A 20,095-nucleotide genomic window follows, 5' to 3' on the forward strand; every position below is an offset into this window, starting at 1 on the left:
CGAAGACGCAGAGCACGCACGAGCGGACGGAAAACCCTTTCGGCGCTGTCGGTGCCGACTGTTAGCGTCATGCGACTCGCGTCGGACTCGAGCGCCAATCGCTCGCGAAGGAGGGCTACTTGACCAGGTTCGGAAGGACGGGCGGAAGCAGACGGACGGTGGTGGGCGGCTGCGCGGCGGCACTGCTGGCCATTGCTTCCGGTACTGCGTACGCGGTGGACAACCTGCCGCCGAAGCAACCGCTGCTCCAGGATCTCCAGACCCAGAGCAAGCCCTGCGCCACCGGTGACGCCACGCCGTACGTGTCGGCGCCGCCCAGGCTCAGTGCCCTGCTGTACGACCCGGAGGAGGACAACCGGCCCTCCGAGTCCAGCCCGGTGCAGGGCGAGTTCGAGGCCTGGTGGACGGACCCGGCAGGGGCGGAGCAACGCCGTACCTACACGACCTCCACCCTGTCGTCGGGCTCGCGGTTCTACTGGACGTTGCCGGACGACACACCCGCGAACACGGTCGTCTCCTGGCACGTCCGCGCGAACGACGGCCAGGCGAAGTCCGCATGGAGCGATGAAGGCGACGGCTCGGTCTGCTCGTTCGTGTACGACGACGCGAACCCGGAGAAGGCGGCGATCAGCTCCCCCGAATATCCCGAGCCCGAGGACGTGTTCTGGGTGGACGGGGTCGGCGTCTACGGGCACTTCACCGTGGACTCGCCCTCGGACGACGTGGTGTCGTACACGTACAGTTTCCTGGGCGGCCCGCATGGCACCGTGTCCCCCGAGCGGCCGGGCGCTGCCGTGACCATCCCCTACCTGCCGCTGACTTCGGGACCCAAGGATCTGACGGTCCGGGCGATCGACCGGTCCGGCCGCAGCAGCGGAGAGACGCTCTACCGTTTCAACGTGAAGTCCGGGCGTCCCCCCGTCGCCCGCTGGAAACTGGACGACCCGGCAGGCTCCCGGACGGCCTCCGCCGAGACGGGCGCCCCCGCCCGGGCCGGCACCGGAGTCACCTTCGGCGGCCCGGCGGCCTCGGGGACCGGGACCACCGCCGCAGTGCGCCTCGACGGCGGCGGTCACGGCTTCCTCACCCCGGACGCCGCGGTCGCCGACACCGGCAAGTCGTTCGCGGTCAGCGCCTGGGCACGCCCCGCCGCAACCAGTGGAACCATGACCGTCGCCAGCCAGGACGCGGACGTGCGGCCCGGCTTCACCCTCGGGCTGCGCACCCCGGGCAGCGGGCCCGTCTGGTCGTTCACGATCGGGGGCGCGACGGTGTCCGGCGGCGCGCCCGAGACCGGAGAGTGGGCCCATCTGGTCGGGCTGTACGACGCCGAGACGGGTCGCGCACACCTGTACGTCAACGGTCATGAGGCCGGCAGCCCGACCGAGGCGACTCCCGCCGGGACGCCCGGCGCGTTCCAGATCGGACGGGCGCAGGGTGCCACCGGGTACCGCGACCGGTGGCAGGGCGACATCGGTGACGTACAGGTGCACGACCGGGTCGTCGTGCCGGGCGAGGCGGCCGAACTGGCGCGGCGCAGGCCGGAGTCACGCGGCCACTGGTCGCTGGAGACCGAGGCGGACGGCGCGAGCCCCGAGCAGTCGGGCGGCGCACCGCTGCGGCTCGGCGGGGGAGCCTCGATCCACCGCGACTCCGGCGACGGCTGTCTCCCGGAGATGGATCCCGACTGCGCCTACGCGCCGCCGGCCCTCGTCGGCGAGGGGCATCTGCACCTGGACGGCGAATCCGGCTACGCCGCTGCCGACGGACCCGTCGTGGACACCGGGGACAGTTTCACCGTCGGTGTCGTCGTACGTCTCGCGGACTCCGCACCGGCCCACCCGATGACCGTGCTGTCGCAGGCCGGCGCACACACGGACGCGTTCAAGGTGCGTTACGAGCCGTCCACGTACACCTGGCAGCTGGTGATGCCGGAGAAGGACGAGGCCGGAGCCCGCGAGACGGTGGTGTCCCAGATCGAGGGCGCGGACGGCGGCGAGGGGCCGGGTCACCGTCTCGCCGTGACCTACGACGACGGAACCGACACGATCAGGCTCTACCTCGACGGTCGGACGAACGCCGAGGCGACCGCGAGCCTGCCCGACGGCTGGCACAGCACCGGTGCCCTCCAGATCGGTCGGGGCAGAACCGGCGACGGCTGGGGCGAGTACCTCCACGGTGACGTGGACGAGGTCCAGGCCTTCTCCGGCGCGCTGCGGGACACGGACGTGCTGGGCCTCGGCTCGGGGACGGATCCGTGCCTGTGCTGATCCGTCCGTGCTGAGCCCGGAGCCCTCCAAGGAACTCGGCAGCGGGAAGGCGGCACTTCCGGCTTGCGCCGCGGTAGCCGCGGCGGCCCTGCTTCTCACCTCTTGCAGCCGAGGCTCCGAGGGCCCGACACGCGAGTCCCCAGCGTCCACCGGCGCGGGGCGCGTGGGGGCCGCGACAGCCCACTCGCCGGAGGCGCGATGCCGCCTCCGGCGTACGTCCGTCCTCGTCGCGCTGTCGAACGTTCAGCCCCTGCCGGCACGGCAGCCGTTGGCGCCGCCGGGGGCTCCGGCGTCACGCCAGGGCGAGGGCCGGGTGGAGCGGGGCGGGGCGGAGCTGGACGGTGACGCTGGACGTGAACGCCTCGTGGCCGTCCTGTACGCCGGTGACGTCGACGGTGTCGGGGCTGCCTTCGGCGGTGCCGCGGCGGGTCGTGGTGACGAGGCAGGGCTTGTCGAGTTCGACGTAGCGCAGGAACGTGGTGTCGAAGCGGGTGGGCACGGCGCGCAGCGGATGGACGGTGGCGATGGCGGCCTGGCTGCACGCCTCGAGGAGGACCATGCCGGGCACGTGATCGTGCGGATGGTCGAACAGCACCGGGTGGGTCGTGTCGACCCGCAGCAGCCAGGAGCGGGGAGCCTGGGTGGCGGTGAGGACGACGTCGCCGGCTCGGCGGCTTCCCGTCAGGATGGGCGCCGGTGCGGAGGGCGGGAGCGCACGCGAAGTCGCCTTGCAGGGGTCGGCGTACGCGCCGCGCAGTCGGTCGTAGATCGCTGGGGGGTGCGCGCTGTAGGCCACGTGGGCTGATCCGAGGTGGTGACCGTCGCGGGTCGCCTCGACGGACGCGGTGAGGCGCACGGACCCCCGCTTGCGCGGTGTGACGTGGGAGTGGGTGACCGTCAGGCGTATGTCCGGGTCGCCCTCCTCGCTGTACAACCGGCTCGCCGCCACCGCTAAGTTGAAGGTCTGCCAGCCCATGCGGCTGGACAGCGGGACTCCGAAGGCCGTCCTGGAGATGAGCGCCAGGGCCTGCCTGATGCTCTCGGTGAGTATGTGAGGGTCGTAGCCGCTCGGGTCGGAGGTGTAGTAGCGGTGGGTCCGGGGCCATTGGGCGGTGACGACGTGCGTGTCGTCGGTCTTCGCGGCCAGTGCGCGGACGAGCACCTCGCTCACGTCTGTCTTGCCGACGTAGCGGTGCAGGTCAGGCGGTAGGGAAGCCATGCTGCTGTGAGACATGTGATCCTTTCCGGAACATCATCGTTCGAGCCGCGTCTCCGCCGGGAAACATTCGAAGATAAAAATAGATACGGTTATGTTTCTTGTCGAGAGGGTGACTGGAGACGTGGGACAGATGACGGGTAGAAGGTCGGCGCCGCAGCAGGCGAGGGCGCAGCGGACGCGCGCCGAACTCCTGCGAGCCGCGGCCGAGGTCTTCGCCGAGCAGGGCTTTTTCGCGACGACCTTGACGAAGATCACGGATCGCGCCGGGGTGACGCTGGGAGCTATGTACTTCCATTTCAGGAACAAGGAGGAACTCGCGCGGGAAATCGTCCAGCTACAACCGGAACGACTGAGGCCGGTTCTTGACGACCTGGAGTCGGAGGGACTCCAATTCTCCGTCGACGTCACGCTCAGCTGGGCTCACCAGATGGTGGACGACGTCTTCCTGCTGGCGGGCGCGCGCCTGGTGATGGACCAGGAGTTCTTCATGAACGGGGAACAGAACTCGCATCAGCAGTGGACGGGGGTGCTGGTGGAGAGCCTCAGGGAGGCCCAGCGCCGGCGTGAGGTGCGGGCGGCGGCGGAAGTCGAGGCGGTGGCGCGGTTGATCGTCAACGCCTGCACGGGCGCGCAGATGCACGCGCATCTGGAGACGGAACGCCAGGACCTGCCACTGCGCGTCCGCGACATGTGGCGGTGCCTGCTTCCCGCCGTCGCCACGCCGTCCGCGGCAGGCAAGGTCGCGATGGACGAACAGCGTTACCTGTCCCGTTAGTCACCGTGGGGCGCGATCCGGGAGTGAGCCCGGGGGCAGTGGTCGCTTCGAACGTCTCGAACCCGGCCAACTCGGCAGCGGATTGGCGGAGTTCGGAGCGGACGGCGGTGGTCTCGTGCCACTGTGTGCGCAGTGATGTCGCTGTCGGTTCGTCCACGCTCACTTCACGGGGGGTCGCGTGCTCGCGGGAAAGACGATCATGATATCGGGTGCTTCCAGCGGTATCGGGGCGGCGGCTGCTCGCCTCTTCGCCCGCAGGGGAGCCCAGCTCGTGCTGATGGCGCGCCGGGCGGAGTCGCTGCGGAAACTCGCCGAGGAACTCGCCGCTGACGGAGCCCGGGCTCGCGCCGTCGTCGGGGACGTGACGTCGGTGGAGGACGTCAAGTGCGCCGTCGACGAGGCCGTCCGGCACTTCGGCCGTCTCGACGCCGCGTTCAACAACGCCGGCTGGGGCACGGCGGGCCCCGCCCTTCACGAGGTTCCCGACGCGATGTACGACCAGATCATGGACGTCAATGTCCGTGGGGTCTTCAACTGTCTACGCGAGCAGATACCGGTCATGCTCGAGCAGGGCGAGGGTGGGGCGATCGTCAACACCTCCTCGACGGCGGGACAGGTGGCCACCGGCGCGGTGGCGCCCTACGTCGCCGCCAAGCATGCGGTGATCGGTCTGACGAAAGCGGCGGCGGCGGACTACGGCGGCCGGGGGATCCGCGTCAACGCGCTGGTCGTCGGGAGCACCAGGACAGCGCTGATGGAGGCCGCGATGCGCTTCATGCCGTCGGAGGAGGCCGCTTACACGCGGGCGATCCAGCGGCGACTCGCCCTCCCGGAGGAGGTGGCCGAGGCCGCCGCGTGGCTGTGCAGCGATCAGGCTTCGTTCGTGACCGGGGCCGCGATGGCCGTGGACGGCGGAGTCGGCGCGGTCTGACCGACCGCCCTCGGCGACTCGTGCCCTCCAGCGCGGCGCCGCCGGTGCCCGAGCTGCCGCGCTCCGGCACGCGAAGCGGACGCTCAGGCCGGTACGCCGCGCAGCGCCCGGCCGGAACGCAGGGGAGTGCCTGCCAGCCGGCGGTAGGCGTGGGCCGCCGACATCAGCGTCATGAAGTGGTGCCAGCCCGGGTAGGAGCGGCCTTCGAAGTCCAGCAGCCCGAAGTCCTCCTCCAGTTCACGGACGCACGCGGTCGTGGGGACGAGGTGCTCGGTGAGGAGGCGCAGTTCGCTCAGGCGGCGGCGGACCATGTTGGTCAGCCAGATCCGCTCGGGCTGATGCGGGTCGGTGAACAGCCGCAGGACGCCGTGCCGCCACGCGCCCGCCGTGGGCACGGGCAGGCGGGCCAGGCAGGTGAGTCCGCGTCCCGCGCGCTGACCGTGCCGCAGGGCGCTGCGGGCGTGGAGGACGGTACTGGCGGGAGGGGACAGCATCAGCGTGCGCCGGCCGTCCGAGGAGGGCAGCTGTGCCAGCCCCGCGGCGGACGGGTCGATGGCCATGACGGGCAGGGCGGGCGGCACGGCGATCACGAACTCGTTGCGCTGGCGCAGCAGTGCGCACGCCAGGTCGGCGGTCGGCCGCGCGCCGCTCATGTCGGCCACGAGCGGGGCCGGTGTCAGACCGTGGCACCGCCTGAGCCTGTCCGCCATCTCCAAGGCGTCGGCCCACGGCGGTAAGGACCGGGCGTCGCCGGGAATCCGCGCCCGCCGGCGCAGGTGGGGGTGCATCCAGCGTTCGGGGAGGTGCAGACGCCAGTCCACGGGCACCGCCGCCGTGCCGTCCGACATGAAGAGCCCGACCGACATCTGGCCGTTGACGTGCTGGCCGAGATGGGGCACGAAGCGCCGGTGCACACCGCAGGAGTGATCGCCCCGCTTGGCCGCGACCGTCGTGGAGACGGTCCACGCACGTGGGGACAGGCGTGCGTCGCTCCAGCGCGCCAACTCGTCCCGCACCGGCTCCCACTCCCACGGACTGGAGTTGACGAACTGCTGAAGCGACTGGAACGCCGTCGGGGACGCCGTGGAGGCCGCGGCCAGGCGCCGGACGGTCTTCTTGCCCGGGACCGTCAGCAGGCCCTGGAGGTAGGCGTGGCCCCAGCGCCTCTGGTCAACGCGTTGCAGATGGGCGAACACGGTGTCCGTGAACGTGGACAGGCGGTCGCCGGAGCCATGCGGGCCGACCGGGGGCGGGTAGAGCAAGGACATGACAACCCCTTCTCTCGGGAGCAGCTCATAGAATAATTGAGTCAACTATGTTTTTGGCGAGTCGGGAATCGGACATTGCGCTGGGGGACAAACCGCGAGAGTGGAAGGCCACAGGGGCGCGCGCGAGCCGAAACAGGCCATCTCGGCTCAGCGTGTGGGGAAGTTGGACTTGTGGCAACGGCCAGGTGACCGCGAGGCTTGGTGTTCCGTTGCATGATCGTTCAAGGGGATGCGGGATGCCAGCCGCTGACCGCGTCGCCGCAGTGGTGAGTCCGGTCGGCAGCCCTCGCGCAGCCCTGAGGGAGGCCCGCGCACGCGACCGTGGCCGCCAGACAACCAGATAGCGTCCCGGAGCACAGATGCAGGAAAGAGCAGCGCGTACACGGCGCGCGTTGGTGCAGGCGGCCGCGTCGGAGTTCGACCGCTACGGCTACGCCGGCACGTCCCTGGTGCAGGTGTGCAAGACGGCCGGCATCACTACCGGTGCTCTCACCTTCCACTTCCGCAGCAAGAGCGAACTGGCCGACGCCGTCCAGGCGGAAGGGTGCACGGCCATCCGGCGAGTCGTCGAGCACTTCGCCCGGGGGCACAGCCCCGCCCTCGAACGGCTGGTTGAGCTCACCCTCTCGCTGGCGCGGTTGCTGGAGGACGAGACGGCCGTACGGTCCGCGGCGCGCCTGACCCGGGAGCGGCCTGCCAACGACCTCGGCTGGGCGTCCTGCTGGCTGCCGGCCGTGGGGGAGCTGGCGTACCGCGCCCAGCGCACGGGCCAGCTGCGTGCTGGCACCCAGCCGACCGCGGTGGCCCACCTTGCGGCCTACCTCCTGGTCGGCACCGAGATGCGCGTACGGACCTCGCTGCAAGCCGCCCGCGAACCGGACGCGGTCCAGCAGCTGGAGCAGATGTGGAACCTCGCGCTGCGCGGCATCATGCCGTGAGCGACGGGCGGCGGGCGGCGGGCCGGGTGCCGTGGGCTGGGGGGCTCGGGGGCCTGTGCCGTGGGCTGGGGGGCGGTGGGGCCTGTTCTTCGGGCTTTGGGTCGTGAGTCTGAGCTGGTGGGCTGTGGGTCGTGAGCCCTGTGCCGTCAGTCGCCGGTCGTGGCTGGGGGTCGTGGGGTCTGCGCCGTGACCCCTGGTCTGTGAGCCGTGAGCTGGTGGGCTGTGGGTCGTGAGCCCTGAGCCGGGCGTCGTGGGTCCTCGGTCGGGCGCCGTGGGCGGTGGGCTGTGAGGCGTGAGCTGGTGAGTCATGGGTCGTGGCCGTGAGCCCTGGAGCCGGGTGCCGTGAGCCGTGACCCCTCGGCCGGGCGCCGTGCATCAGGCGCCGGCGCCGGCGCCGGCCGCCCCCGCCCCCTCGCGCGAAGCCTGCGGCGCACCTCCAGCCGCTCGGCGGGCACACCGCCGAGTCCGGGCACCGGCGGGCGGCCGGCCTGGGCCAGGCAACCGGGGGCGGAGATCTCGCGCGAGGACTCGCCCACGGTGCGGACGGTGAACGCTTCCCGGCACGCACGGTGCTGTCCGCAGGCACCCGGCACCCGTGCCGGGAACGGCACCCGAGGACCGCGCCGGTGCCGGCCGAACCGCACCCGCCGCCACCCGACGCCCCGCCCGTATTCGCCGCCCGCGCCACTCGCATCCGCCGTTCGCGGCCCCCGCACCTGCCGCCCGCACCACCCGCATCCGCGGCCCGCGCCGCTCGTATCCGCCTCCTGCGGCTCGCGCATCCGCCCCCCGCATCCGCGGCCCGCGCCGCTCGTATCCGCCTCCTGCGGCTCGCGCATCCGCCCCCCGCATCCGCGGCCCGCGCCACTCGTATCCGCCTCCTGCGGCTCGCGCATCCGCCCCCCGCATCCGCGGCCCGCGCCACTCGTATCCGCCTCCTGCGGCTCGCGCATCCGCCGCCTGAGGCCCCCGCACCCCCCCGCTCGCAGCCCCCGCACCCCCCCCGCCCGCGCCACCCGCATCCGCCCCCCGCCCCCGCCACAGCCCCCGTCCCACTTGAGCAAGTCGCCGTTGGCGGGCGCGGGTGCAAGGGGCAGGCTGGCCCACGTCACAGCCAGCACGGTGACGCGTCCGACGGACAGCGCAGGAAACTCCCTGCATTCGGCGCGTCAGGAAATGTTCGGGCATCGATGACGCCGGAGGACGGTCCCGCTGACCCAAACTGGACGATGAATGTCACATACACCTCTCGTGCGGGCCCGTAGGAATAGCAAGGATTAACCCGTCACCACCCGGCATAACTCGGCTGAGATTCCGGTCAGCCATGTCAGGCATGCCCTCATAACGGCGTACAGGAGGATTGATGGCGGAAACCGAGCGCTTCGACGTGGTCGTCGTCGGCGGTGGTATAGCCGGATCCGCGCTGGCAGCAGCCCTGGCCGGCGACGGGTACGAGGTGATGCTCCTCGAGCGGCAGACCTCCTACCGCGACAAAGTACGAGGCGAAGTCATCAACTGCTGGGGCGTGCAGGAACTCATCGACCTGGGCCTCGAAGAATGCATTCTGAAAGCCGGCGGAACCTACGTCGACCGTTTCATCGGTTTCGACGAGATCGTCGATCCGGAAACCGCGAAGTCGAAGGCGCTGCACCTCGACCGTATGTTGCCCGGAATTCGCGGAGTTCTCGATGTGGGACACCCGGCCGCCTGTGAAGCGTTGTCCACCGCCGCCGAGGAGGCGGGCGCCACCGTCGTGCGGGGAATCGGCGACGTCCTGGTGAGCGCAGGGGACGATCCCACGGTCCGCTACGAGCTCAATGACATGGAACACCAGGTGTCGTGCCGGCTGATCGCGGGCGCGGACGGCAGGATGTCCACGGTGCGCCGCCAGCTGGGCATCGGGCTGACGCAGACACCGCCCAACTCGCTGGGCGGCGGAATGCTGGTGGAGGACCTGCACGACTGGCCGGTCAACGTCACCTCCATCGGCACCGAGAACGACCTGCTGTACTTCGTCTTCCCACGGGAGGGGGGCCGCGCCCGCCTCTACCTCCTGCACGACGTCGGCCAGAAGGGCCGCTTCGCCGGCCCGAACCGTCATGCCGAGTTCCTCCAGGCCTTCCAGCTCGACTGCATCCCCGGCAGCGAGATGTTCGCGGCGGCGACCCCCACCGCCGTGTGCGCCTTCTACCCGATGAACGACGCATGGGCCGACACCCCCGCCGTACCCGGCGCCGTGCTGCTCGGGGACGCCGCGGGCTGGTCCGACCCGGTGATCGGACAAGGGCTGTCCATCGCCCTGCGCGACGCGCGCATGATCCGCGACTGCCTGCGCACCGCCGGCACCTGGGACGTGAAGATCTTCGAGTCCTACGCCGAGGAGCGCAAGGAGCGCATGCGCCGCCTGGAGATCTCCGGCTCGGTACGCACCACGATGAACATGACCTTCACGGCGCAGGGCAGGGCCCGGCGCTCGGCCTACGCCGAGGTGTGGCCCACCGACCCCGTCCTGGCGGGGTCCCGGCTGGCCACCTTCCAGGGGCCCTTCCACGTGCCCGCCGAATCGTTCGCACCCGACACCATCGAGCGCCTGTTCGCCCTGGGCTGAGGCAAGCACCCCGCGCGGCAGACGCCCTAACGAGAGGAACCGCATGCACGTCAAGACCAGCGCCGGCGATGAGCTGATCCGCAAGAACGGCTGTGACATCCGCGAGCTCTACCCCTGGGAGGGCGTCGTCACCCCGCCGTGGAACAGCACCCTGTGCTCCATCCGGCCCGACGAGTCCAGCACCCCGCACGGCCACGCCACCGACGAGACGTTCATCTTCGTCAGCGGCCAGGGCCGCGCCCGGGTGGGGGACGAGGAGCGGCAGGTCGTACCCGGGGACGTGATCTACATCCCGCACGGGACCGATCACATCGTCACCAACACCAGTTCGAGCGAACCGCTGACGTTCGTGTCCATCTACTGGCTCCAGCCCACCGACTGAGGGGGTCCTCCCGCATGACCGACGCCCCTTCAGGCCGGCGACGCATCAACGTCACCTTCTCTCCCCCCACCCCCAACGGCGACCTCCACCTCGGCCACCTCGCCGGCCCGGTGCTCGCCAGCGACGTCTGCGCCCGCTCCCAGAAGATCCTCGGGCACGACGTGGCCTTCGGCACCAGCACCGACGACAACCAGACCTACGTCGTCACCACGGCCGAGCGCATCGGAACCGACCCCGAGTCGCTCATCCGGCACGCCTACGACAGCATCAGCCGCACCCTGGGCCTCGCAGCCGTCGACGTCGACCTCTTCGAACGCCCGGACGGCGACTACACCGCCTTCGTGCGGGACTTCTTCACCCGCCTGTGGGAGAACGGCGCCTTCGACCGGCGCGAAGTGGACCTGCCCTACGACGCCGCCACCGGCACCTACAAGGCCGAGGCCTTCGTCACCGGGCGCTGCCCCACCTGCCTGGCCCACGCCAGGGCCGGCGTCTGCGAGGCCTGCGGCCTGTACAACCTGCCCGGCGCGCTGCTGCCCACCGGTGGAACGGGCGGCGACCTACCGCGCCGGTCCGTCTCCATCTGGGTCCTGGACCTGGAGCGCTACCGCTCCCTGCTCACCGACTGGTACGAGGACTCCGACATACGGCTGCGCCCCGACCTGGCCCGCGTGGTCGAGCAGACACTCGCCGGCCCCCTGCCGTACATCCCGATCACCTATCCGCTGACCTGGGGCATCACCGTCGACTGGGACGGCGCCGGCCAGATCGGGCAGACCATCAACGCCTGGCCCGAGATCTACGTGGGCCACGTCTACTGGCTCCGGCAGACCCGCGGCGGCCGCCGGGAGAGCGTCGACGAACTGGTCCAGTTCATCGGCATCGACAACGGCTTCTACAACGCCTTCGTCTACGTGGCGCTGTCCCTGCTCGCCGCCCGCCACGGACTGCCCGTCGAACCGACCAGGACACGCACCCTCACCAACCAGTACTACCTGCTGGAGGGCCGCAAGTTCTCCACCAGCAAGGGAGACGTCCGCTGGGCGGGGGAGTACCTGGAGAGCGTCGGCCGCGACCGCACCCGGTTCGTGCTGTCCCTGACCAGCCCCGAACTCCAGCAGTCGGAGTTCAGCGAGCCCGTGGCCGCCGCCACGATCACCACACGGTTCGACACCCCGCTGTCGAAGATCCGCGGCGCCCTCGCGGAAACCGCGACCGGCCGGCGCGTCGACACCGACCCCTCCGCGTGGTGGGCGACCGCCCTGAACGCCTCCCGGCAGCGCTTCGAGGACGCCTACCGACTGGAGTCGTTCTCCATCCGCAAGGCCGCCGAAGCGCTCGCACTGCACCTCGAGGTCCTCGCCCTGCGCTGCGAGAACCTCGACGCCGACGACCCGGCCGACGTCAGCGGCGCCCTCCAGTTCCTGTGGAGCCTGCGCACGCTCGCCTGGCCGCTCACCCCCGACCTGTGCCGGCACATCACCGCGGCCTTCGGCGCGACGGCCGAGACCGCCCCGCCGCTGCTCGCCGATCTCCACGACCGGCCCCCCGGCGCCTTCGCCGGCCTGACGGACTCCCTTCCGTAACAGGCCCGCCCGAGATCCCGGCCCCCGGCCGCGGAACGCGCCCTCACACCACCTGCTGCAACCGACCGACATCACATACCTGGAACAGGAGCCGCACCATGCTGCGCACGTTCATGCACTCGAAGATCCACCGCGCGACCGTCACCGACAGCAACCTCAACTACGTCGGGTCCATCACCATCTCGCCGGAACTGCTCGAAGCCGCCGGCATCGGCGTCCACGAACTCGTGCACGTCGTCAACATCAACAACGGCGCGCGCTTCGAGACCTACACCATCCTCGACGAGTCACCGCAGGCGCCCAAGGGACACGTCGTCATCAACGGGGCCGCGGCCCGGCTCGTCCAGCCCGGCGACAAGGTCATCATCATCAGCTACGCCCAGCTCAACGACGAGGAGCGGATCGGCTTCAAGTCCCGCGTCGTCCACGTCAACGAGGCCAACGAGATCACCGACACGGCGCTGCTCAGCTCCTGACCGCAGATCAGCCCCGCTGCATCGCGCAGCCCCCCACGCGCAGAACCTGCCGGCGCCGCAGGGCCGCTCCAGGCACCTGCGGCAGCTCGCCGCAGGTGCCTGCCGCCGCCTTTGCACGCACGACAAGCCGAGGGACACCAAACGATGGAACAGATAGTCCACCCCATTCTGGGCATCGGGTTCGGACCGGCGAACCTCTCCCTGGCCGTGATCCTCGAAGAGGTCGGACGCCTGAGCGACGCCCATTTCATCGAACGCTCACCCGGCTTCCAGTGGCAGGACGAACAGCTCCTGTCCGGCGCGGACATCCAGAACAACCCCTTCCGCGACCTCGCGATGCAGCGCAACCAGGACAGCCCCCACACGTTCATCAAGTACCTGGCCTCCCGCGGAGCGCTGACCGACTACCTCCACCTCAACGCCAAGTTCCCGCTGCGCCGCGAATACGGCGCCTACCTCGCCTGGGTCGCCGGCGCGTTCGCCGACCAGGTCGACTACGGACGGAGCGCCGCGCAGCTCACGCTCCAGGACGACGAGGACGGCAACGAGGTGTTCCGCGTCAATACCCAGGACGGCCGGCACTACTTCGGCCAGACACTCATCCTGGGGACCGGGCGCTCCCCCCGCATCCCCCATCCCTTCCCCGCCAGCCTCGGCGACACCGTGTTCCACTCCACCCGCTACCTGTCCTCCATCAACGCGTTCAACGACCAGGACATCCGCGTCGCCGTCATCGGAGCCAGCCAGAGCGCCATCGAGATCGTGCTCAACCTGCTGGAGCGGCCCAACGTGCGCGAGGTGACCTCCATCCACCGCAGCATCGGGTTCCGCCTCAAGGACACCAGCCCCTACAGCCGCCAGGTGTTCCTGCCCGAATTCGTCGACTACTTCCACCCGCTGCCCGCGGCGGTCAAACGCCGGCTGCGCACCGACCTGCGCTCCATCAACTACGCCGCCTGCGACCAGGACGTCATCGACCGTCTCGTCACCGTGCAGCGCGAGTACGACCTGATCGGCTCCGACCGCCTCCGTCTGCGCCCCTTCACCGAGGTCACGGAGGTCGACACCCCCTCCGGCCACGGACCCCACCGCCTGACCATGCGCGAAATCAACCACCACACCTACGACAGCCTCGACGCGGACGTCGTCATCCTCGCCACCGGATTCAAGGACTTCGGCATCAGCGCCGACGACGAGCGCTACCACCCCCTGCTCGAAGGCGTAGCCCACCGGCTCCCCCTCGACGAGGAGGGCATCCCCGAGGTGGGACGCGACTACGCCATCGAACTCAAGGCCCCCGAGAGCGCCTCCCGCCCGCTGAGGATCTACCTGAACGGCCTGTGCGAGGCCAGCCACGGAATGGGCGACGCCGGCGCCCTGGCCATGCTGTCCGCCCGCGCCTCGGACATCGCCGACTCCCTCCTGACGACCCCCGCACCCTCCCTCCCCCGCCCCGCGCACGAGGCGTTGCGATGACGGCGGCGCTGAGGGCGGACGTCGCCATCGTCGGCGCCGGAATCACCGGCCTGGCCACCGCCGAACGGCTCACCGCCCACGGCGCCGACGTCATCGTCATCGACGACTCCGCCACCGACGCGGCCACGCTCGTCTCCGGCGGCCTGATACGCGCCTTCGACCCGGCCGGCGCCTACGCCGCCTGGCCCGTCGAAAGCTGCGCCCGCTACCTGGCCCGCGGCCCGCACGGCTCCTGGCCCGCCGTCCGCCGGCACGGCAGCCTCACCCTGATCGACGAGGGTGATCTCGGCCGGGCCGCACCCCGCATCGAGGCGGTGCGCGGCGCCGGACTCCCCGTCGACGTCCTCGACGCCGACGACATCGTCAAGCGCCACCCGCAGCTCACCGTCCCCGGCCACGTCGTGGGCGTGCTGGAGCCGCAGGCCGGCTGGCTGCCCGCCGCGGAGACCCTCCAGGCCCTGCACCGCGACGCGGGCCCCGGACTGCGCCTGCTCCGCGCCCGGGCCCTCGGCCTCACGCACTCCTCCTCGCGCGTCCAGGGCGTGCGGACCTCCGGCGCGGACGTCCACGCCGACGCGGTGCTCCTCGCCGCAGGCGTGGGCAGCACGCCCCTCGCGGCGTCCGCCGGCGTCCACCTCCCGCTGCGCACCAGAGCGGTGAGCTACTGCCTGTTCCGCGTCGAGGACACCACCGGCCTGCCCACCATGGTCGACCACACCACAGGCGCCTGGCTGCGCCGATGGGACACGGACCGCACCGTGCTGGCCGGCGTTCCCTCGACCCGCACCGACGTACCCGCCCGCACCCGCGACGGCGTCGACCCGGCCGAAGCGGAACGCGTCCGTGCCGTCGTCGCGCAGCGCTTCCCGCAGCTCGCCGGCGCCGCCGTCGTCGGCGGTGTCACGGCCTACGACGCGATGGTGCCGGCAGGCGGTCCCGGATCGGTGACCAGCCGGCCCCGTCCGCGCGGACTGGTGACCGCGGCCGGCTGGAACGGGGGCGGGTTCAAAATCGCCCCCGCCGTGGGCCGCCAGGCCGCCGACCACCTCCTGGAGGCGCTGCAACGATGACGCGCGCGACACGGTGGCGTCTGAACTCCACCGACGAAATGCTGCACCAGGCCGCCACGGCACTGGGCTCCTCCCGCATCGTCCAGGTCCTGTGGCGCCTGCCCGGTCCGCTGCCCGAGAGCGAACTGTACGCCGAATGGCAGCGCCTCGACGGCGGCCTGCTCAGCCGTACCGCGGCCAGGAGCCCGGTCCCCGCCGCCCGCCGCAAGTGGGTCATGGCCTCCAACACGCACCCCCTGGCGATCGACCGCACGCCCCTGACACCGGACACCGCGCTCGCCTGGGCCGACGCACAGACCCGCACCCCCCTGCCGGCGGACTCCAGCCGCCTGTGGCGTCTGGCGGCCGCCCCCTACGGCGACGGCTCCCTCGTCTCGCTGACCGTCCCGCACTTCCGGAGCGACGGACTGGGCCTGCTCCGCGCGATCGCCGCACGCACACCGGCACAGCAGCCCCCTGACAGCGACCTCACCGACGCGCTGGGGCAGACCACCCGGGCACTGACACGGACGGCGTCCTGGCTGCTGCGCCAGCCACGGCACCAACGACGGGCCGTCCTACGGGCCCTCGCCACCCTGTCCGCACCCGGCCCCGGCCCCCAGCCGGCCTCGACGCCCCGCTACTTCACCACGGCCATCGTCACGGCACAGGCCGAAGCGTGGGAGGCCGCCGCGCGGCGCCACCACGGCACCAGCAACACCCTCCTCGTGGAGATCGCCGCCAACCTCACACGCACCCACGTCCCGCGCACGCACCGCCAGGACGTACAGGTCGGCATCCCCATGAGCCTGCGCCGCTCCGCCGACGACGAACAGGCCAACGCACTCGTGGTCGTCCCGTTGAGCCTGCCCGGCGGCGCCGCGAACCACCAGGACCTGCGGCCCACCCGGCACGCCACCAAAGAGCTGCTCCGGCACTCCGGACAGCACAGCGCCACCCTCGTCCCCGAGGCCCTCTGGCACCTGCTGCCGTCCCGCGCCGCCGCGGCCCTCAAGACCCCCGGAGCGCAACAGACCGACGTCGTCGCCTCCAACTTCGGCGACGTCGACCACGACGTGCTGCACTTCGCCGGCCGCACCGCGGACTCCCTGGCGCTGCGCACCATGAACGTGCCGGGTCTCCTGCCGGACCGAGCCCGCCTGAGGGCCTCACTGTGCCTGGTGCGAAGCGGCCGGCAGCTGACGGTGACCGTGACCGGCATGCCCGAGCACTTCGGGGACGCCGCCCACCTGCACCACCTCGTGAGCGAAGAGTTCGCGGCCTGGGACATCCCCGTGCAGCCCTGGTGGACCTCGACCTCCTACCCCGTGCAGAAAGGCTGACCGATGCCCGGCCCCACGCAGCCTGCCGACCCCGAGCGCTGGTTCCGCACCCGCCCCGACTCCTCCGTCCTGACCCGGCCGCGCCTGCTGGCCCGTTCACTGATCCCGCTGCCGGACCTGGACGAGCACATCGGCTACTACGAGCGCCTCCTCGGCGTTCCGGCCGACCTGCGGATGCCCATCCCCGACTTCGGGGGCCTGGAACTGGCCGCCGTCGGCAACGTCCTGCTCATCGCCAGCAGTCGTCCCTTCACCCCGATCCAGCGGCAGACGCGCTACTCCCTCGTCGTGCCGCACCTGGGGCAGCAGCTGGACCTGCTCGAAGCCACCGGTACCACCGTGGTGGAACCGCCCGAGCCGATCCTGCCCGGCGCGCGGGCACGGGTCCGCTACCCCGACGGAACGCTGGCCGAACTCGTCGAACACCGGCCCTGGTCCGGCGAGCAGCCACGGACGGCCATGCCCGGCACCGCACGTCCGCAGCCGCGGGAGACCGGCCTGCGACTGCTGCCGCGGCACGCCGTCGCCGAGACCGGCTTCCCCGCCACCGTGCGGCTGTACGAAAAGCTCCTCCAGGCCCCTGCCCGTCCCGCCGGCCACCTGACAGGGCCCGTGGACGCACCCGCCGCCACCGTGGGGGACCTCCTCGTCGTCGGCCTTCCGGACAGCGCGGTCACCGACGCCGCACAGCCACGGGTGGCACTGATCGTGCCCGCGTCCGCCCCCGACCCCACCGCCGGCACGGTCCTCCTCGCCGGGCAGTGGGGAGCGGACGTCTGGACCGAGAAGGCCCCGGCGGCCTCCCGGCCCGCCCCGCGGGTGCGGCCCGGAGCGAGTCATGCCTGAGCCCGCCGCCGCGGCGCGCCGCCCCAAGCCCACGCGCCGGCTGCACCAGGTGGTCATCCGCTTCGCCGGCGACTCCGGCGACGGCATGCAGCTCACCGGCGACCGCTTCACCTCGCAGACGGCGGCCTTCGGCAACGACCTGTCGACCCTGCCGAACTTCCCCGCGGAGATCCGGGCTCCCGCCGGGACCCTTCCCGGTGTCTCGAGTTTCCAACTGCACTTCGCCGACCACGACATCCTCACCCCCGGCGACGCCCCCGACGTGCTGGTCGCCATGAACCCCGCGGCGCTCAAGGCCAACCTGCCCGACGTGCCGGCCGGCGCGGACATCATCATCAACAGCGACGAGTTCACCCCCCGCGCGCTGCAGAAGGTCGGCTACGGCGCCTCGCCGCTCGAAAGCGGCGCCCTGGACCGCTTCAACGCGCACGCCGTACCGCTGACCGCGCTGACCACCGAGGCCCTGAAGGACTTCGCGCTGTCACGCAAGGACGCGGACCGGTGCAAGAACATGTTCGCCCTCGGCCTGCTGTCGTGGATGTACCACCGCCCCACGACCGGCACCGAGACGTTCCTGAGGCGCAAGTTCGCGACGCGCCCCCACCTCGCCGAGGCGAACATCGCCGCACTGCGCGCGGGCTGGAACTTCGGCGAGACGACCGAGACCTTCGCGGCCTCCTACGAGGTCCCGCCCGCGGCCACGGCCTTCCCGCCCGGCACCTACCGCAACATCTCGGGAAACCTCGCCCTGTCCTACGGCCTGATCGCCGCCGGCAGACGAGCCGACCTCCCTGTCTACCTGGGCTCCTACCCCATCACCCCGGCCTCCGACATCCTGCACGAGCTGAGCCGCCACAAGAACTTCGGCGTGCGCGCCTTCCAGGCGGAGGACGAGATCGCGGCCATCGGCGCCGCGCTGGGCGCCGCCTTCGGAGGATCCCTCGCCGTCACCACCACCTCGGGTCCGGGGATGGCGCTGAAGTCGGAGACGGTCGGTCTCGCCGTCTCCCTCGAACTGCCCCTGCTGATCATCGACATCCAGCGCGGCGGCCCCTCCACCGGGCTGCCCACCAAAACGGAACAGGCCGATCTCCTGCAAGCGATGTACGGCCGCAACGGAGAGGCCCCCGTGCCCGTCGTCGCCCCCCGCACCCCGGCCGACTGCTTCGACACGGTGATCGAAGCCGCCCGCATCGCCCTCACCTACCGCACACCGGTCTTCCTGCTGTCCGACGGCTACCTCGCCCACGGCAGCGAACCCTGGAAGATCCCCAGCCCCGACGAACTGCCCGACCTGCGCCAGCAGTTCGCGGTCAGGCCGAACCACACCACCGACGACGGAACCGAGGTCTTCTGGCCCTACAAACGCCACCCCGACACGCTCGCCCGCCCCTGGGCCGTGCCCGGCACACCCGGCCTGGAGCACCGCATCGGCGGCATCGAGAAACAGGACGGCACGGGCCACATCTCCTACGACCCCGCCAACCACGACCACATGGTCCGCGTCCGCCAGGCGAAGATCGACGGCATCGGCGTACCCGACCTCCTCGTCGACGACCCCACCGACGACGCCGGACTCCTCGTCCTGGGCTGGGGCTCCAGCTACGGACCCATCACCGCCGCCGTACGCCGGCTGCGCGGCGAGGGCGAGCGCATCGCGCAGGCACATCTGCGTCACCTCAATCCCCGGCCCCGCAACCTCGGCACCGTCCTCGCCCGCTACCGCCGTGTCCTGGTCCCCGAGATGAACCTCGGACAGCTGTCGGCACTGCTGCGCGCCACGTATCTGAAGGACGTCACCGCGCACACACAGGTGACCGGGATGCCCTTCAGCGCGGAACGACTCGCCACGACCCTGCGGGAGGCCCTGCATGCCAAGTGACCCGCTGCCCCTGGTGCCCAGGGCCGAGACCAGGCAGTCCGCGACGGAGTTCAAGTCCGACCAGGAGGTGCGCTGGTGCCCCGGCTGCGGTGACTACGCCGTCCTCTCCGCGGTGCAGGGGTTCCTGCCCGAGCTGGGCCTGGCGCGGGAGAACATCGTCTTCGTGTCGGGGATCGGCTGCTCCAGCCGCTTCCCGTACTACATGAACACCTACGGCATGCACTCCATCCACGGTCGTGCGCCCGCCATCGCCACCGGCCTCGCCACCTCCCGCACCGACCTGAGCGTGTGGGTCGTCACCGGCGACGGCGACGCGCTGTCCATCGGCGGCAACCACCTGATCCACGCCCTGCGCCGCAACGTCAACCTGAAGATCCTGCTGTTCAACAACCGGATCTACGGCCTGACCAAGGGGCAGTACTCGCCGACCTCGGAAACCGGGAAGATCACCAAATCCACGCCGATGGGATCCCTCGAAACCCCGTTCAACCCGGCTTCCCTGGCCATCGGCGCCGAGGCCACCTTCATCGCCCGCACCCTCGACTCCGACCGCCGGCACCTGGTCGACGTGCTGCGCCGGGCCGCCGTCCACCAGGGCACCGCGCTGGTGGAGATCTACCAGAACTGCAACATCTTCAACGACGGCGCCTTCGCCGCCCTCAAGGACAAGCAGAGCGCCCAGGAAGCGGTGATCCGTCTGGAGCACGGCAAACCGATCCGGTTCGGCCACGCGGGCGGCAAGGGCGTCGTCCGTGACGCGGCCACCGGCCGGCTGCGCGTGGTCCCCGTCACCGCCGGCAACGAGGCCGACGTCCTCGTGCACGACGCGCACGAGACCGACCCCAGCACCGCCTTCGCACTGTCCCGCCTCGCCGACCCGCACACCCTGCACCACACACCGATCGGCGTCCTGCGCCAGGTCGAACGGCCCGACTACGACACGCAGATGGCCGGCCAGCTCGACGCCGCCGTCGAACGTGACGGCAAGGGCGACCTCGCGGCGCTGCTCGCCGGCACCGACACCTGGACCGTCAAGGAGTGACCCC

At 71.2% G+C, this 20,095-nt stretch carries 16 protein-coding genes; 14 read left to right on the forward strand and 2 right to left on the reverse strand.

Features of this window, described 5'->3' with window-relative positions:
* Positions 1–158 precede the first annotated feature (158 nt).
* Positions 159–2,270 carry a LamG domain-containing protein gene (locus tag ACZ5DC_RS28950; protein WP_468657680.1) on the forward strand — a complete coding sequence of 704 codons (2,112 nt, stop codon included), beginning with the start codon at positions 159–161 and terminating at the stop codon, positions 2,268–2,270.
* Between the two features lie 292 nt (positions 2,271–2,562).
* On the opposite strand, the gene ACZ5DC_RS28955 is transcribed toward ACZ5DC_RS28950, so the two are convergent.
* Complete coding sequence (locus tag ACZ5DC_RS28955) at positions 2,563–3,504, reverse strand: ScbA/BarX family gamma-butyrolactone biosynthesis protein (RefSeq protein ID WP_468657476.1); 942 nt, start codon at positions 3,502–3,504, stop codon at positions 2,563–2,565.
* Positions 3,505–3,619: 115 nt separating this feature from the next.
* On the opposite strand from ACZ5DC_RS28955, the gene ACZ5DC_RS28960 reads away from it, so the two are divergent.
* Positions 3,620–4,264 carry a ScbR family autoregulator-binding transcription factor gene (locus ACZ5DC_RS28960; RefSeq protein WP_468657682.1) on the forward strand — a complete coding sequence of 215 codons (645 nt, stop codon included), beginning with the start codon at positions 3,620–3,622 and terminating at the stop codon, positions 4,262–4,264.
* A gap of 178 nt (positions 4,265–4,442) precedes the next feature.
* On the forward strand, positions 4,443–5,195 hold the full coding sequence (locus ACZ5DC_RS28965) for an SDR family NAD(P)-dependent oxidoreductase (RefSeq protein ID WP_366753365.1): 753 nt from the start codon (positions 4,443–4,445) through the stop codon (positions 5,193–5,195).
* Positions 5,196–5,278: 83 nt separating this feature from the next.
* Here ACZ5DC_RS28965 and ACZ5DC_RS28970 read toward each other — a convergent pair whose 3' ends face one another.
* Positions 5,279–6,463 (reverse strand): IS701 family transposase, encoded by a 1,185-nt coding sequence (locus ACZ5DC_RS28970; protein ID WP_468657479.1) that lies wholly within the window; start codon positions 6,461–6,463, stop codon positions 5,279–5,281.
* 359 nt (positions 6,464–6,822) lie between these two features.
* On the opposite strand from ACZ5DC_RS28970, the gene ACZ5DC_RS28975 reads away from it, so the two are divergent.
* The 11 genes from ACZ5DC_RS28975 to ACZ5DC_RS29025 all read left to right on the forward strand — a co-directional run bounded on the left by ACZ5DC_RS28975 (position 6,823) and on the right by ACZ5DC_RS29025 (position 20,091).
* Complete coding sequence (locus ACZ5DC_RS28975; RefSeq protein WP_468657481.1) at positions 6,823–7,401, forward strand: ScbR family autoregulator-binding transcription factor; 579 nt, start codon at positions 6,823–6,825, stop codon at positions 7,399–7,401.
* Positions 7,402–8,764: 1,363 nt separating this feature from the next.
* Entirely contained in the window at positions 8,765–10,009 is a 1,245-nt protein-coding gene (locus ACZ5DC_RS28980) for an FAD-dependent oxidoreductase (RefSeq protein ID WP_468657483.1), read from the forward strand.
* Between the two features lie 43 nt (positions 10,010–10,052).
* Positions 10,053–10,391 carry a cupin domain-containing protein gene (locus tag ACZ5DC_RS28985; RefSeq protein ID WP_468657485.1) on the forward strand — a complete coding sequence of 113 codons (339 nt, stop codon included), beginning with the start codon at positions 10,053–10,055 and terminating at the stop codon, positions 10,389–10,391.
* A 14-nt stretch (positions 10,392–10,405) separates the two neighbouring features.
* Positions 10,406–11,977: a class I tRNA ligase family protein gene (locus tag ACZ5DC_RS28990; protein ID WP_468657487.1), complete on the forward strand. Its 1,572-nt coding sequence runs from the start codon at positions 10,406–10,408 to the stop codon at positions 11,975–11,977.
* Between the two features lie 98 nt (positions 11,978–12,075).
* A complete protein-coding gene (panD, locus tag ACZ5DC_RS28995) occupies positions 12,076–12,453 on the forward strand; it encodes an aspartate 1-decarboxylase (protein WP_366753371.1) in 378 nt (125 codons plus the stop codon).
* 144 nt (positions 12,454–12,597) lie between these two features.
* A complete protein-coding gene (locus tag ACZ5DC_RS29000) occupies positions 12,598–13,929 on the forward strand; it encodes a SidA/IucD/PvdA family monooxygenase (protein ID WP_468657489.1) in 1,332 nt (443 codons plus the stop codon).
* Positions 13,926–14,999: an NAD(P)/FAD-dependent oxidoreductase gene (locus ACZ5DC_RS29005; protein WP_468657491.1), complete on the forward strand. Its 1,074-nt coding sequence runs from the start codon at positions 13,926–13,928 to the stop codon at positions 14,997–14,999. Before ACZ5DC_RS29000 ends, ACZ5DC_RS29005 begins: the two co-directional genes overlap by 4 nt.
* Entirely contained in the window at positions 14,996–16,321 is a 1,326-nt protein-coding gene (locus tag ACZ5DC_RS29010; RefSeq protein ID WP_468657493.1) for a condensation domain-containing protein, read from the forward strand. Before ACZ5DC_RS29005 ends, ACZ5DC_RS29010 begins: the two co-directional genes overlap by 4 nt.
* 3 nt (positions 16,322–16,324) lie before the next feature.
* Positions 16,325–17,167: a VOC family protein gene (locus tag ACZ5DC_RS29015; RefSeq protein ID WP_468657495.1), complete on the forward strand. Its 843-nt coding sequence runs from the start codon at positions 16,325–16,327 to the stop codon at positions 17,165–17,167.
* Positions 17,160–19,049, forward strand: a complete 1,890-nt coding sequence (locus ACZ5DC_RS29020) for a 2-oxoacid:acceptor oxidoreductase subunit alpha (RefSeq protein WP_468657497.1) — start codon at positions 17,160–17,162, stop codon at positions 19,047–19,049. Before ACZ5DC_RS29015 ends, ACZ5DC_RS29020 begins: the two co-directional genes overlap by 8 nt.
* The gene (locus ACZ5DC_RS29025; RefSeq protein ID WP_468657499.1) at positions 19,039–20,091 is read left to right on the forward strand and encodes a 2-oxoacid:ferredoxin oxidoreductase subunit beta; all 1,053 of its coding nucleotides are present in this window, start codon (positions 19,039–19,041) and stop codon (positions 20,089–20,091) included. The genes ACZ5DC_RS29020 and ACZ5DC_RS29025 overlap by 11 nt, the downstream gene beginning before the upstream one ends.
* Positions 20,092–20,095 lie beyond the last annotated feature (4 nt).

The sequence above is a fragment of the Streptomyces sp. NPDC031445 genome, from assembly GCF_055581365.1.